Annotated in this window: 14 protein-coding genes and 1 tRNA gene; 13 read left to right on the top strand and 2 right to left on the bottom strand. The window is 70.4% G+C overall.

Annotated features, from left to right (window positions below; translation table 11 throughout):
* Positions 1 to 115 precede the first annotated feature (115 nt).
* Genes tkt through pgl form a run of 6 tightly spaced genes read left to right on the top strand, consistent with a single transcriptional unit; the run spans position 116 to position 8,267 of the window.
* On the top strand, positions 116 to 2,218 hold the full coding sequence (tkt, locus tag RBR11_RS05255) for a transketolase (protein WP_308488247.1): 2,103 nt from the start codon (positions 116 to 118) through the stop codon (positions 2,216 to 2,218).
* A 23-nt stretch (positions 2,219 to 2,241) separates the two neighbouring features.
* Complete coding sequence (gene tal / locus RBR11_RS05250; RefSeq protein ID WP_308488246.1) at positions 2,242 to 3,354, top strand: transaldolase; 1,113 nt, start codon at positions 2,242 to 2,244, stop codon at positions 3,352 to 3,354.
* On the top strand, positions 3,351 to 4,970 hold the full coding sequence (locus RBR11_RS05245) for a glucose-6-phosphate isomerase (RefSeq protein WP_308488245.1): 1,620 nt from the start codon (positions 3,351 to 3,353) through the stop codon (positions 4,968 to 4,970). Before tal ends, RBR11_RS05245 begins: the two co-directional genes overlap by 4 nt.
* Positions 4,971 to 5,006: 36 nt before the next feature.
* Entirely contained in the window at positions 5,007 to 6,554 is a 1,548-nt protein-coding gene (gene zwf, locus RBR11_RS05240) for a glucose-6-phosphate dehydrogenase (RefSeq protein WP_308488244.1), read from the top strand.
* A complete protein-coding gene (locus RBR11_RS05235) occupies positions 6,551 to 7,486 on the top strand; it encodes a glucose-6-phosphate dehydrogenase assembly protein OpcA (RefSeq protein ID WP_308488243.1) in 936 nt (311 codons plus the stop codon). The genes zwf and RBR11_RS05235 overlap by 4 nt, the downstream gene beginning before the upstream one ends.
* 1 nt (position 7,487) lies before the next feature.
* On the top strand, positions 7,488 to 8,267 hold the full coding sequence (pgl, locus tag RBR11_RS05230) for a 6-phosphogluconolactonase (protein WP_308488242.1): 780 nt from the start codon (positions 7,488 to 7,490) through the stop codon (positions 8,265 to 8,267).
* A gap of 8 nt (positions 8,268 to 8,275) precedes the next feature.
* On the opposite strand, the gene RBR11_RS05225 is transcribed toward pgl, so the two are convergent.
* Positions 8,276 to 9,430, bottom strand: a complete 1,155-nt coding sequence (locus tag RBR11_RS05225; protein WP_308488241.1) for a DMT family transporter — start codon at positions 9,428 to 9,430, stop codon at positions 8,276 to 8,278.
* Positions 9,431 to 9,473: 43 nt separating this feature from the next.
* Between RBR11_RS05225 and def the strand changes: the two genes are divergently transcribed.
* The 3 genes from def to RBR11_RS05210 all read left to right on the top strand — a co-directional run bounded on the left by def (position 9,474) and on the right by RBR11_RS05210 (position 10,831).
* Positions 9,474 to 10,040, top strand: a complete 567-nt coding sequence (def, locus tag RBR11_RS05220; RefSeq protein ID WP_308488240.1) for a peptide deformylase — start codon at positions 9,474 to 9,476, stop codon at positions 10,038 to 10,040.
* Between the two features lie 104 nt (positions 10,041 to 10,144).
* Positions 10,145 to 10,654, top strand: coding sequence for a septum formation family protein (locus RBR11_RS05215; protein ID WP_308488239.1), 510 nt, complete (start codon positions 10,145 to 10,147; stop codon positions 10,652 to 10,654).
* Positions 10,655 to 10,758: 104 nt separating this feature from the next.
* Positions 10,759 to 10,831: transfer RNA gene (locus tag RBR11_RS05210), tRNA-Asn, on the top strand.
* On the opposite strand, the gene RBR11_RS18345 is transcribed toward RBR11_RS05210, so the two are convergent.
* A complete protein-coding gene (locus tag RBR11_RS18345; protein ID WP_373889773.1) occupies positions 10,793 to 11,065 on the bottom strand; it encodes a helix-turn-helix domain-containing protein in 273 nt (90 codons plus the stop codon). The genes RBR11_RS05210 and RBR11_RS18345 overlap by 39 nt on opposite strands.
* A gap of 908 nt (positions 11,066 to 11,973) precedes the next feature.
* Here RBR11_RS18345 and RBR11_RS05205 point away from each other — a divergent pair.
* The 4 genes from RBR11_RS05205 (at position 11,974) to RBR11_RS05190 (ending at position 13,889) form a co-directional block, all read left to right on the top strand.
* Entirely contained in the window at positions 11,974 to 12,873 is a 900-nt protein-coding gene (locus RBR11_RS05205) for a replication initiation factor domain-containing protein (RefSeq protein WP_308488238.1), read from the top strand.
* 92 nt (positions 12,874 to 12,965) lie between these two features.
* The gene (locus RBR11_RS05200) at positions 12,966 to 13,298 is read left to right on the top strand and encodes a hypothetical protein (RefSeq protein WP_308488237.1); all 333 of its coding nucleotides are present in this window, start codon (positions 12,966 to 12,968) and stop codon (positions 13,296 to 13,298) included.
* Between the two features lie 103 nt (positions 13,299 to 13,401).
* Positions 13,402 to 13,524 (top strand): hypothetical protein, encoded by a 123-nt coding sequence (locus tag RBR11_RS05195; RefSeq protein WP_308488236.1) that lies wholly within the window; start codon positions 13,402 to 13,404, stop codon positions 13,522 to 13,524.
* 203 nt (positions 13,525 to 13,727) lie between these two features.
* The gene (locus RBR11_RS05190) at positions 13,728 to 13,889 is read left to right on the top strand and encodes a hypothetical protein (protein WP_308488235.1); all 162 of its coding nucleotides are present in this window, start codon (positions 13,728 to 13,730) and stop codon (positions 13,887 to 13,889) included.
* Positions 13,890 to 13,919 lie beyond the last annotated feature (30 nt).

The raw sequence follows: 13,919 nt of genomic DNA, 5'->3' as shown, positions 1-13,919 counted from the left end.
CGACCGCACTATGCTGAAAACACTCGCGCGCCCGTCAACGTCCCCCGCCCTTCCGTGAATTCGCGGTCGGCGCGCAGACTGCGGGCCGCTCTCACCGTCTTGGAAAGGCTCTGGAGTGTCGGAACTGCTGTGGGATGAGATCGATCGGCGTGCGGTGGACACCGCGCGGGTCCTGGCGGCGGATGCCGTCGAGAAGGTCGGCAACGGCCATCCCGGCACCGCGATGAGCCTGGCCCCTGCGGCCTACCTGCTCTACCAGCACGTGATGCGGCACGATCCCGCCGACACGCACTGGCTCGGACGCGACCGGTTCATCCTCTCGGCGGGACACTCCTCGCTCACCCAGTACGTGCAGCTCTACCTGGGCGGATTCGGCCTGGAGCTCGGCGACCTCGAGTCACTGCGCACGTGGGGCTCGCTGACGCCCGGACACCCCGAGTACGGGCACACGAAGGGCGTCGAGATCACCACGGGCCCGCTCGGCCAGGGCCTCGCGTCCTCCGTCGGCTTCGCCTACGCGTCCCGCTACGAGCGTGGCCTGTTCGACCCGGATGCGGCGCCCGGGACCAGCCCGTTCGACCACTTCATCTACGTGATCGCGAGCGACGGCGACCTGGAGGAGGGGATCACCAGCGAGGCGAGCTCCCTGGCCGGACACCAGCAGCTCGGCAACCTCATCGCGATCTACGACTCCAACCAGATCTCGATCGAGGACGACACCGACGTGGCGTTCACCGAGGACGTCGCCGCCCGCTACGAGGCCTACGGCTGGCACGTGCAGACGGTCGACTGGAAGCAGACCGGCCAGTACGTCGAGGACGTCGCCGAGCTCCACGCGGCGATCGAGGCGGCTCAGGGCGAGACCGACCGGCCGTCGCTCATCATCCTCAAGACCATCATCGGCTGGCCGTCCCCCGGCAAGCAGAACACCGGCAAGATCCACGGCTCCGCGCTCGGCGCCGACGAGCTCGCCGCGACCAAGCGCGTACTCGGCTTCGACCCGGAGCATCACTTCGTCGTCGCGGACGACGTGATCGCGCACACCCGCGGCCTCGGCGACCGTGCCGCCGCGGCCCGCGCCGCCTGGCAGGAGTCGTTCGACGCCTGGGCTGCGGCGAACCCGGAGCGCAAGGCGCTGCTGGACCGCGTCGAGGCGCGCGAGCTGCCGGACGGCATCGCGGGCGCGCTGCCCGTGTTCGAGGCCGGCAAGGACGTGTCCACCCGCGCCGCCTCCGGACAGGTGATCAACGCCCTCGCCGCCGAGCTGCCCGAGCTCTGGGGCGGATCCGCCGACCTCGCCGAGTCGAACCTCACCACGATCAAGGGCGCCGCGTCGTTCATCCCGCAGCAGTGGTCGACCCACGAGTGGAGCGGCAACCCCTACGGCCGGGTCCTGCACTTCGGCATCCGCGAGCACGCGATGGGCGCGATCGTCAACGGCATCGTGCTGCACGGCCCGACGCGTCCGTTCGGCGGCACGTTCCTCATCTTCAGCGACTACATGCGCCCCTCGGTGCGTCTGGCCGCGCTGATGAACATCCCCAGCATCTTCGTCTGGACGCACGACTCGATCGCGCTGGGCGAGGACGGCCCGACCCACCAGCCCATCGAGCAGCTCGCGACGCTCCGCGCGATCCCGAACTTCACGGTGGTCCGCCCGGCGGACGCGAACGAGACCTCGGTCGTGTGGCTGGAGATGCTGCGCCGTCACGCCGGCCCCGCCGGCATCGCGCTGACCCGCCAGAACATCCCGGTGTTCGAGCGCGGCCAGGGCGAGGCGGCGGGCGAGGTGCTCGCCTCCGCCGAGAACGCGGTCAAGGGCGCGTACATCCTCGCCGAGGCGCCGAACGGCACCCCGGACGTGATCCTCATCGCGACCGGATCCGAGGTGCAGCTGGCGGTCGCCGCCCGCGAGACGCTCGCCGCCGAGGGCGTGAACGCCCGTGTCGTGTCGGCGCCGTCGCTGGAGTGGTTCGCCGAGCAGAGCCCGGAGTACCGCGAGCAGGTGCTGCCGGCCGGGGTGAAGGCGCGCGTGTCGGTGGAGGCCGGCTCGCCGCTCACCTGGCAGGGCATCGTCGGATCCACCGGACGCACGGTCGGGATCGACCACTTCGGTGCGTCCGCGGACTACAAGACGCTGTTCGAGAAGTTCGGCATCACCGCCGAGGCCGTCGTCGCGGCGGCCCACGAGACCCTCGCCGCCAACGCGGCCGCCTGAGCACAGAACGTTTGGAGACACGCATGACCACCCCCACCGCAGCCCTCTCCGCCGCCGGCGTCAGCATCTGGCTCGACGACCTGTCCCGCACCCGGATCCACTCCGGCAACCTCGCGGAACTGATCGCCACCCGCAACGTCGTGGGCGTCACGACGAACCCGACGATCTTCGCGAACTCGATGACCAACCCCGACGACACGTCGTACGACGCGGAGACCGAGGAGCTCGCCAAGCGCGGCGCGACCCCGGAGGAGGCGATCATGGAGGCGACCACGCGGGACGTCCGGGACGCCCTCGACGTGTTCCGCCCCGTCTGGGAGGCGTCCGGCCACGTGGACGGCCGCGTGTCGATCGAGGTCTCCCCCGACCTCGCTCACGACACCGAGGGCACGATCGCCCAGGCAGCCGACCTCTGGGCGAAGGTCGACCGCCCGAACCTGCTCGTGAAGATCCCCGCCACGAAGGCGGGCCTTCCCGCGATCACCGCATCGATCGCCGCCGGGATCAGCGTCAACGTCACCCTGATCTTCAGCCTGGAGCGGTACGCCGAGGTCATCGACGCCTACCTCGCGGGCCTGGAGCAGGCGAAGGCGGCCGGCATCGACCTGTCCACGATCCGCTCGGTCGCGTCGTTCTTCGTGTCGCGTGTCGACACCGAGACCGACAAGCGCCTGGACGCGATCGGCACCCCCGAGGCGACCGCGCTGCGCAGCAAGGCCGGGCTCGCGAACGCCCGCCTCGCGTACGAGCTGTACGAGCAGGTGTTCGCGGGCGACCGCGCCGCCGCGCTCCTCGCCGCCGGTGCGAACAAGCAGCGCCCGCTGTGGGCGTCCACCGGGGTGAAGGACCCGAACCTGCCGGACACCCTGTACGTGACCGAGCTCGTCGCCCCGGACGTCGTGAACACGATGCCGGAGAAGACCCTCGAGGCCACCTTCGACCACGGCGTCGTCACCGGCGACACCGTCACCGGCGCCTACGAGCAGTCGCGGGCCGTGTTCGCCGACCTCGCGGCTGTCGGCGTCGACTTCGACGACGTCACCCAGGTCCTGGAGGACGAGGGGGTCGCCAAGTTCATCGACTCGTGGCACGGGCTGCTCGGTCAGGTCCGGGCGGGACTGGACGCCCACAAGTGAGCTTCGAGATCCACACCTCCGGGGCGCCGCGGGCCGCGATCGACGCGATCGTGCCCCGCCTCGTCGGCGACCTCATCGCGTCGCGGATCACCGCGGGCGATCCGACGATCTGGGGCGAGGCGGCCGAGGACGAGGCGTCCCGGCGGCTCGGCTGGGTGGACGCGGTCTCGATCTCCCGCCCGCTCGTTCCGGAGATCCTCGCCCTGCGCGACGAGCTGCGCGCCCGGGGCGTGACGCGCGTCGTGCTGGCAGGCATGGGCGGATCCTCGCTCGCGCCCGAGGTCATCGCGCAGACCGCCGGAGTCGACCTCACGATCCTCGACTCCACCTCGCCGGGACAGGTGCTCGCCGCGCTCGACTCCGGCCTGGAGGACGTGGCGCTCGTGGTCTCGTCGAAGTCCGGATCCACCGTCGAGACGGACTCGCAGCGGCGCACGTTCGAGGCCGCGTTCCGCGACGTCGGCATCGACCCGGCCGGGCGCATCGTCGTGGTGACCGACCCCGGCTCCCCCCTGGAGGAGTCCGCCCGGGCCGCCGGGTACCGGGTCTTCACCGCCGACCCGGACGTCGGCGGCCGCTACTCCGCGCTCACCGCGTTCGGCCTGGTCCCCGCCGGGCTCGCCGGCGTCGACATCGCCGAGCTCCTGGACGAGGCGGAGGCGACGCTGCTGCAGGTCGCCGTCGACTCGGCGGAGAACCCCGCCCTGCGCCTGGGCGCGGCCATCGCCGCGCACGGCGAGGCCGTCGTCGCACGGCGCCGCGACAAGCTCGGCCTGATCACCGACGGCACGCACATCGTGGGCCTGCCGGACTGGATCGAGCAGCTCATCGCGGAGTCCACCGGCAAGGAGGGCACCGGCATCCTGCCCGTCGTGCTGCTCCCGGTCTCCCCCGAGGTGGAGTCCGTGCCGGCCGACCTGCAGCTCGTGCGTCTCGTCGACGACGCGAACGAGTTCCACATGCATGAGCGCCACCCCGGCGAGATCCTCGTCAGCGGCACGCTCGGCGCGCAGTTCGTCGTGTGGGAGTACGCGACCGCGATCGCCGGGCACCTGCTCGGGATCAACCCGTTCGACCAGCCGGACGTCGAGTCGGCCAAGCACGCCGCCCGCGGCCTGCTGGACGCGCGCCCGGAGCCCGCGCCGGCGGCGTTCGTCGCGGACGGGGTCGAGGTCCGCGCGACGGATCCCGCCCTGGTCGCCTCCGGCACGATCGCCGGCGTGCTCGACGCGCTGTGGGCGCAGGTCCCCGGGGACGGCTACGTCGCCATCCAGGCGTACGTGAACCGTCTGGAGATGCCGCAGCTGCAGGGTCTGCGCGAGCTCGTCGCCGCCGATTCCGGCCGTCCGACGACGTTCGGATGGGGTCCGCGCTTCCTGCACTCCACGGGCCAGTACCACAAGGGCGGCCCGGCGCAGGGCGTGTTCCTGCAGATCATCGAGCGCACCGACGTGGATCTGGAGATCCCGGGTCGGCCGTTCACCTTCGGCCAGCTCATCGAGGCCCAGGCCGCCGGCGACGCGGCGGTGCTCGCCGAGCACGGCCGGCCTGTGGTGACCCTCACGATCACCGAGCCGCAGGACGACGTGCTCGACCTGTTCGAAGCCGCTCAGTGACCGCTGGCGCCTAACATCCAGGAGAATCCCCCACTGATGACCGTTCCCGTCTCCCGCGGACACAACCCGCTGCGCGACCCCGACGATCGTCGCCTGAGCCGGATCGCGGGCCCGAGCGCCCTGGTGATCTTCGGCGTCACCGGCGATCTGTCCCGCAAGAAGCTCATGCCGGCCGTCTACGACCTGGCCAATCGCGGCCTGCTGCCTCCCGGGTTCAGCCTGGTGGGTTTCGCCCGCCGGGACTGGGAGGACCAGGACTTCGCGCAGGTCGTCTACGAGGCCGTGAAGCAGCACGCCCGCACCCCGTTCCGCGAGGAGACCTGGGCGCAGCTGCTCCAGGGGATCCGCTTCGTCTCCGGCGAATTCGACGATCCGGACGCGTTCCGCCGGCTACGCGAGACGGTCGAGACGCTGGACGTCGAGCGCGGCACGATGGGCAACCACGCCTTCTACCTGTCCATCCCGCCGAAGGCGTTCCCGCTCGTCGCCCGGCAGCTGCGCGACTCGGGCCTCGTCGACGGCGAACAGGACGCGGACCACTGGCGCCGCGTCGTCATCGAGAAGCCGTTCGGCCACGACCTCGCCTCGGCGCGGGCGTTGAACGACGCGCTTGAGGGCACGTTCCCGGCCGACTCGATCTTCCGGATCGACCATTACCTCGGCAAGGAGACGGTGCAGAACATCCTCGCGCTGCGCTTCGCGAACGAGCTGTACGAGCCGATCTGGAACCGCAACTACGTCGACCACGTGCAGATCACGATGGCCGAGGACATCGGCGTGGGCGGCAGGGCCGGCTACTACGACGGCATCGGCGCCGCGCGCGACGTCATCCAGAACCACCTGCTGCAGCTGCTCGCGCTGACCGCGATGGAGGAGCCGATCAGCCTCTCCGCCGCCCACCTTCGCGCCGAGAAGGAGAAGGTGCTCGCCGCGGTCTCGCTCCCCGCCGATCTCTCCCTCGCCACCGCGCGCGGCCAGTACGACGGCGGATGGCAGGGCGGCGAGAAGGTCACCGGCTTCCTCGCCGAGGAGGGGATGAACCCCGACTCCACCACCGAGACGTACGCCGCGGTCAAGCTCGAGATCAACACCCGCCGCTGGGCGGGGGTGCCGTTCTACCTGCGCACCGGCAAGCGCCTGGGCCGTCGCGTCACCGAGATCGCCGTCGTCTTCAAGCGCGCGCCGGAGCATCTGTTCGGCCGCGGGCAGACCTCGGAGCTCGGCCAGAACGCGCTCGTGATCCGCGTGCAGCCGGATGAGGGCGTGACGATCCGTTTCGGATCCAAGGTCCCCGGCAGCGGCTCGAACGTGCGCGACGTGACGATGGACTTCGGCTACGGCCACGCCTTCACCGAGGCGAGCCCTGAGGCGTACGAGCGGCTCATCCTGGACGTGCTGCTGGGCGACCCGCCGCTGTTCCCGCGCCATGAGGAGGTCGAACTCTCCTGGAAGATCCTCGACCCGGTGGAGCGCTTCTGGGCCGACGAGGGCGGCCCGCTGGAGCAGTACGCCCCCGGATCCTGGGGCCCGGCCTCCGCCGACGCCCTGCTCGCCCGCGACGGACGTGTCTGGAGGCGCCCGTGATCATCGATCTCCCCGACACCACGACCGGACAGGTCGCGAAGAACCTCGTCAAGGCCCGCGAGGAGGGCGGCGTGGTCGCCCTCGGACGCGTGCTGACGCTCGTCATCGCGGCGACGGACGGCATCGCCGAGGCCGCGATCGACGCGGCGAACGACGCGTCCCGCGAGCATCCGATGCGCGTGATCGTGCTGACCACCGGTCCCGGCGATTCCCGGCTGGACGCGCAGATCCGGGTCGGCGGCGACGCGGGCGCCAGCGAGGTCGTCGTCCTCCGCGCCTACGGCGAGGCCGCGAGCAATGAGGAGAGCCTGATCACCGGTCTCCTCCTCCCGGACGCCCCCGTCGTGGTGTGGTGGCCGCAGGAGGCCCCGGAGGCGCCCGCGGAGTCGCCGCTGGGCCGGATCGCTCAGCGCCGGATCACCGACGCCGCCACGGCTTACGACGTGCGCGCCCGGCTCGGTCTGCTCGGCCACACGCACGTGCCGGGCGACACCGACCTCGCCTGGACCCGGCTCACGCACTGGCGGGAGCAGCTCGCCGCCGTGCTCGACCAGCCGCCGTACGAGGAGGTCGTCGCCGCCGAGGTGCGCGGCGCCGCCGCCTCCCCGTCGACCGCGCTGCTCGCCGGCTGGCTGCGGCTCGCCCTCGACGTCCCGGTGCGCTGGGCGTACGAGGACCCGGAGCACTGGCAGGAGGGCATCAAGTCGGTGCGGCTCACCCGCGCGAGCGGCGACATCCTGCTCGAGCGGCCGGTGCCCGGATCCGCCGTTCTCACCCAGCCCGGACAGCCGGATCACGAGCTGCACCTGCCGCGGCGGACGCTGCGCGAGTGCCTCGCGGAGGAGCTGCGCCGCCTCGACCCCGACGTGCTCTACGGCCGGGTGATCACCGAGGGCTTCGAGATGCTCGCCGCTCCCGAGCCGGCGGTCTGAGATGGCGTCCGACTCCCCCGCCAAGCGCGTCGTGATCGGCGCGGACCCGTCCTCGCTCGCCCGCACCGTGGCGGACCGCTTCCTCATCCGCGTGAAGGCGCGGATCGCGGACGGCCGGATCGCGCACGTCGCGCTGACCGGCGGCAGCATGGGCTCCGCCGTGCTCCGCGCCGTCGCCGAGGACCCCCGCGCGGACGAGGTGGACTGGTCGCTCGTGCACTTCTGGTGGGGCGACGAGCGCTTCGTGCCCGCGGCGGATCCGGACCGGAACGCGCTGCAGGCCCGTGAGGCCCTGCTGGACCGGATCCCGGTGCCGGCGGAGAACATCCACGAGATGGCGGCGAGCGACGCCGGGCTGAGCCTCGACGACGCCGCCCGCGCCTATGCCGACGAACTCGCCGTCTACGGCGACGGGCGCCGCGCCTGGCCGTCCTTCGCGGTCTGCTTCCTCGGGGTCGGACCGGACGGGCACATCGCGTCGCTGTTCCCGGACCGCGACGAGATCCGCGTCACCGATGCGGCCGTGCTGCCGGTGCGCGAGTCGCCGAAGCCGCCGCCGGAGCGGATCACGCTGACCCGTCCGGTGATCAACGCGTCGAAGCGGGTCTGGCTGGTGCTCACCGGCGCGGAGAAGGCCTCCGCGCTGGGCCTCGCCCTCGCCGGGGCGAACTACGAGAACGTGCCGGCCGCGGGCGCCAAGGGCCGCAAGCGCACGGTGTTCTTCGTGGACGAGGCCGCGGCCGCCGAGGTCGCGCCGGATCTCATCGACGTCGACTACTGACGCCGGCTCTACTCGGGGCGGCCGTCCGACCCGTTCCGCCGGTCGTCTCCGGACGTCTTCGGCGGCTGCCCGGTGGACGGATCCTCCGCCTCCGGGCACCGGATCGGCGCGACGTTCGACGGCCACGGGTCGCCCCAGCCCTCTCCGCGCGCGGTCGGCTCGGACGGGTTCTGCGTCACGTGGTCGTCCGAGCCGCGGGTGATCGGGAGCTCCTGGCTCTCACTCATCACCTGCGGGTGGTAGCGCGCCAGCGTGACGACGCCCCAGCCGGCGACGACGCCCGCCACGCCGAACACGAAGAACACCCAGGGCTGCGCGGCGGAGCCCTCCTCCAGCACCAGCAGGCCGATCAGCACCGCGACCATCGGGTCGATGACGGTGAGTCCCGCGATCACGAGATCCGGCGGGCCGGAGCCGTACGCGGTCTGCACGAAGTAGGCGCCGGCGGCCGCGGCCGCGATGAGCGCGATCACGCACACCAGCGTCACCCAGTCGAACTGGGCGTACTGGATCCGCGTGATGACCACCTTCGCCAGGGTCGCGACGAAGCCGTACAGGATTCCCGCGCCGGTGACGTAGAAGAGCGCGCGCATGCGGTGTCGCAGGATCAGCCAGCAGGTGCCGAGCAGGATGATCACGAGCAGCAGGATCGTCAGGATGATGAACAGCTGGTTCTCGCTGATCTGGTGCTCCGCCGCGAACAGCGCGGCGAACAGCACGAAGACGAAGATGCCGCCGACGCAGGCGATGATCGACACGAGCGAGCGCCTCGTCGGCGAGATCCCGCTGACCCGGGCGTTGAGCAGGGTCGTGATGACGAGCGCGATCGCTCCGAGCGGCTGCACCACGATGAGCGGGGCCTTGGTCAGGGCCGCGAGCTGGCAGATCACCGCGAGGCCGAGCATCAGGGTGCCGACGATCCAGGACGGCCGGGTCAGCAGGCCCCTGACCTGCGCCCAGGTCAGACCGGTGGCCGCGTCGGATCCGCTGAGCCGCTCGACCTTCTCGACGCCGCGGTGCTGGTACTGGGCGCCGAGCGACATGAACACCGCGCCGGCGAGGGCGAGCGGGATGCCGAGGAGCAGGCCGGGGTTCTGGAACACGCCGGCGAGATGCTCGCCGACGTTGTCCACCGCGGCGCCCAGCGCCAGGTCCCCGTTCACCCTTCGACCTTACCCGCCCCTGCGCGCCGACTAGGGTTGACGCGTGGCAGTGCTTCCGATTCGCATCATGGGCGATCCCGTCCTGCATTCCCTCGCCGACCCGGTCGGCGAGATCACCGACGAGATCCGCACGCTCGTCGCCGACATGTTCGAGACGATGGACCTCGCCCCGGGGGTCGGGCTCGCCGCCCCGCAGGTGGGCGTCGGACTGCGGATCTACGTCTACTCGTACGTCGACGACGACGAGAACCCGTGGCGCGGCGAGATCATCAACCCGGTGCTCTGGATGGCCCCGCTCGAACCGGGCGCACCGGACCCCGATCTGGAGTCCGAGGGCTGCCTGTCGTTCCCCGGCGAGCGGTTCGCGCTGCGCCGGTCGGAGCGGGTGCTGGTCACCGGCATCGACCTCGAGGGCAACGACGTGCGGATCGAGGTGGACGGCTGGCGGGCGCGGATCATGCAGCACGAGTTCGACCACCTTGACGGGATCCTCTACGTCGACCGTCTCGACGACGGCGACTGGAAGACCGTGCAGAAGATCGCCCGCAAGCGCGGCTGGGGCCGGCCCGGCGCGAGCTGGCTCCCCGGCGTCGACGACCTCGAGGGCTGACCGGGTCTCGAGATCCCGCGGGTTTGGGTATGCCGCTCCCCCGCCGGTACCGTCGTCTGTGGCCGCGCCACGAGCGCGGTCGGTGCTTCCGGAGGGGGGATCGCATGAATGGCAGGGTTCTCGGGCGCGCGACCGTCATCGGCGCGGCGATGCTGCTCGCCACGGGCCTGAGCGGCTGCAGCGTGCTGAGCGGCGGGCTCGGCGGAAGCAGTGACGCGCCGCGCGCGAGCGCGAGCGGCCAGGTCACCGCGGGCTCGAACATCGACATCTTCAACCTGAAGGTGGGCGACTGCAAACTCAAGGATGCCGGTGCGCAGATCAGCGGCACCGACGTCGTGCCGTGCGACCAGCCGCACGACGAGGAGGTGTTCTACGAGTTCGCACTGCCCGACGGCCCCTATGACGAGAGCGCCATCGGGACCGCCGCCGAGACGTGCGACGGCGCCCCGTTCACGGACTTCATCGGCGTCGCGTTCGACTCCTCCGCCCTCGACGTCAACTCGATCACGCCGACGCGCGACACCTGGGAGAAGATGAACGACCGCCTCGTGCAGTGCATCGTCTCGGACCCCGCAGGGCAGACGAAAGGCTCTCTGAGGGGCTCCGCCAAGTAGTCCCGCGGCGCCCCGGACGCGACGCGCCCGGGGTCCCGGCCGATGACGGGGGAAGCGCACAACCTTTGCTATAGTTGACGAGTTGCCCGCGCAGCGGGAAGCATTCCTCGGTAGCTCAATTGGCAGAGCAGCCGGCTGTTAACCGGCAGGTTCTTGGTTCGAGTCCAAGCCGGGGAGCCCACGAAGCCCCGATCCAGGTCCGCCCTGGATCGGGGCTTCTCCCGTCTCCAGCCAGCGCACCGGGTAGCCCGTCGCCAGGGCGAACGCGGCCAACTCCTTCCGGCGCGGCTCGTTGCGTCCGTTGATCCATGCGCTGATCGTCGCGCGCGAAATGTCGATCTTCGCGGCGAGCTGCTGAGCGGTGAGGCCGGAGCGGCGCAACGCGAGGTTCAGGCGGTCGGCCTTGTTCATCTCGAAGCGCTGATCATGCATGGTGTTGGTGGACATGGGTTAAGTGTGCACCCGTTCTGACGGTTGTCGATATCCGATGTGTGTCGGAGTTGTGCAATTGCAAGGTATAGCCCTAGAGTCTGACCATGGTCGGACTTGTGCAAGTGCAGGACTTTGGGGAACTCCTGACATCGCGCGAAGTTGCGCGACGACTCGGGGTGACACGTGAGTGCGTGAACCTCGCCGCCCGGCAAGGCAGGCTTGAGGTCGCGGCTCAGCTTCCAGGCCCGCTCGGTGCGCGTCTGTTCACGGAGGCGGCGGTCATCGCGTGGCGATGCCCGGGCGATCGGCTGCCGCTGTGAGCCCGCGGTTCGTCTCATCGTGCCGGTGCGGGTGGGAGATCTCTTGGGAGTCAGCGCGCGACGCGTTGGCGGCTGCGGAGCGGCACGGTGTCCTGTGCGTGGTTGCGTATGTGCGGATTGCGGCGGTTCGTCCGGAGGGCTGGGCTGGTCGGGATGACGTGATGCGGCGGTTGGTGCTGTGAGCCTGGCTGCTGCGATCGTCGGGGTTCTGGCGCTGCCGCTGCTGTTTCTGGCGGGTGTCGCGTATCTGATGTGGCGGTCGCTGTGAGCGCCTGCGAGCACGGGACGCGGGTCGAGTACGCCGGTTCGGTGATGTGTCTCGAGTGCGGCTGGGAGAGGGGCGTACGCGACGGTTTCCGGCGTGCTGACGGGCGTGTGTGGTGCCTCGGCTGCGGGAGCCCGCTGGTCGGTGTCGGTGATCTGCTGGCGCACCGTCAGGGGTGCGCTCGAGGGCTCCTGACGGGCGCCCTGGGGTCGGCTCAGGCTGGTTGACCCCCGTTCTGTAACACGGGGGTCTAGACCCCCAATCCATAGCCTCCCCGCTGGGGAGAGGGAAGGGGGCCGCAAGTGCGCTTCGACTGGTACTCGGCCACGATCCGGGACGACTCGTACGCCGTGCTGCATCAGGTCGCGTCCGCGCTTCGCGCGACGGTCGAGAATGGCCGGCCCCGGAACGGGTACGAGTTCGGCGCGCTGATCCGTCGTGATGACTCCACGCTCTGCACGATCCTTTTCGGCGGGGCGAACGGGGATCCTCACCTGATCGTCTCGTCCGACGACTGCGATGAGGTGGTGCCGATGATCCGCGGTCTGTGGCCGGAAGATCACTACGCGACGCGTGTCGATGCCGCGGAGGACATCTGCGAGGGCGTCGGCACCTGGGACAAGCTGCTCGAGATCATGTGCGCGGTGTCGGATCCGGACCTTGACCCGGAGCGTGTGACGCGGCGTCGGCTGAAGATCTCGCAGGCTGGCGACTGGATGCGGGATGCGGAGGATCCGGAGCACACGGGTCGCACGTTCTATGTCGGCTCGGAAAAGTCGGCGGTGCGCGCGCGCCTGTACGAGAAGGGCAAGCAGCTGAACGAGATCGCGCGTAAGCAGGGGTTGCCGGAGGTGCATGACCGGAACCTGTGTCGCGTCGAAGTGCAGGTGAGGCCGGAGAAGGATTCCCGCTGGGTGGCCGCGAAGGGCACACCCGAGGACGCGTACGGGTACGCCGACTGGTCGAGGGATCTGCTGCGCCGGCTGACCGAGGCCAACGTCGAGCGGGTGCACATTCGGGAACGCCGCGAGTCGGATCTCGAGCGGGCGCTCTCGTGGATGGTCAAGCAGTACGGCGAGCACCTGTCCACGTTGGCCGCGAATCTCGGGGATCGCCGCGGGCCGGACTGGGACAAGCTCGGCGCGGATCTGCTGCGCCGGGTGCTGAAAGCGCGTGACGCGGGTGAACCCGCGGCGGCCTGAATTTGCCATTTAAGTAGTCTGATCTGCGGTTTCTAAACTCCTAGTAGAGCTTCCGGCGATGGACCGGGGCACCAATTTTAGGAGTTGAGATCATGGCAGTGAGCAAGCCCGTCCGCCCGTCGATGCTGATCCGGGGGACCGTTCTCGGGATCGAGAACCAGCCGGAGTACGACCGCGAGGGCAAGAAGACCGGCAACGTCGGTCGCCGCGACGTGAAGCTGCTCCAGGAGGGCTTCTCGGTCGCGGACGTGCGATTCCCGAACCGGCCGGACGCGCCGCCCGTCCCGGGTGTGGGTGAGGTCATCGGCCTCATGGTCGAGCTCGGGGAGTCGCGCGAGTGGGGCTCCAGCCTGACCGTGGTCGGCTACGTGACCGGCGACGAGCTGGAGGCCTTCCACGCGCTGATGCAGCCGGCCACGAAGTAGGGGCCGGACTCGTGTTCGATGTGATCGTCTGGTTCGTCGGCATCGTGAGCGCTTTCGCGCTCGTGGTGGTCGGCGCGGCGGTGGTCGTCGATGGGCGGTACTGATGCGGTGGGCGGACGTTCCCCCGGAGGTCGTCGGGTTGACCGGCGACCGGTTCGACGCGATCTGGTCGGGGCTGTGCATCGTGGCGTTCGCGGTGGGCGTGCTGATCGCGGCGAAGGCATGAGATGCCGACGTTCGATCTCCTCGCCGCCCCGCTGGTCGGCTCCGTCGCCCTGGCCTACGCGTTCGTGTGGGTGTGGACGTGGGCGAAACGGCTCCTGCGGTGATCGCGGAAATCTTGAGCTTCTTCCTGCTTGGCCTCGCCGTCGGCGTGGCTATCCGACTCGTCCGCTGACCGGCGGGCCGACGACCGAAAGGAGGTGAAAAATGGTCCCCCTCGTTGCAACCGACCCGGGCGGGCTGGTCGCCACCGCGTTCGCGGACTTCGGTGGCTACCTGACCACGAACGCCCCCGCGCTGCTCGCGATCGGCCTGATCGCGTTCGGCGTGCCTTTCGTCTTCCGCTGGGCGAAGCGCCTCGTTTCCTGAGGCCCCCGCCATGCCCGCCCTACGCACCTT

Origin of the sequence: Microbacterium capsulatum (genome assembly GCF_030865425.1) — a bacterium.
Lineage (GTDB): Bacteria > Actinomycetota > Actinomycetes > Actinomycetales > Microbacteriaceae > Microbacterium > Microbacterium capsulatum.
The sequence above is the reverse complement of the archived record's forward strand: the minus strand, read 5'-3'. Positions and strand labels throughout refer to the sequence as shown.

Excerpts from the sequence above, each read along its gene's own strand:
- RBR11_RS05190 (WP_308488235.1), top strand. The coding sequence starts at position 13,728 with ATGGTCCCCCTCGTTGCAACCGACCCGGGCGGGCTGGTCGCCACCGCG.
- RBR11_RS05195 (WP_308488236.1), top strand. The coding sequence starts at position 13,402 with ATGCGGTGGGCGGACGTTCCCCCGGAGGTCGTCGGGTTGACCGGCGAC.
- RBR11_RS18345 (WP_373889773.1), bottom strand. The coding sequence starts at position 11,065 with ATGAACAAGGCCGACCGCCTGAACCTCGCGTTGCGCCGCTCCGGCCTC.
- RBR11_RS05215 (WP_308488239.1), top strand. The coding sequence starts at position 10,145 with ATGAATGGCAGGGTTCTCGGGCGCGCGACCGTCATCGGCGCGGCGATG.
- tal (WP_308488246.1), top strand. The coding sequence starts at position 2,242 with ATGACCACCCCCACCGCAGCCCTCTCCGCCGCCGGCGTCAGCATCTGG.
- pgl (WP_308488242.1), top strand. The coding sequence starts at position 7,488 with ATGGCGTCCGACTCCCCCGCCAAGCGCGTCGTGATCGGCGCGGACCCG.
- RBR11_RS05200 (WP_308488237.1), top strand. The coding sequence starts at position 12,966 with ATGGCAGTGAGCAAGCCCGTCCGCCCGTCGATGCTGATCCGGGGGACC.
- zwf (WP_308488244.1), top strand. The coding sequence starts at position 5,007 with ATGACCGTTCCCGTCTCCCGCGGACACAACCCGCTGCGCGACCCCGAC.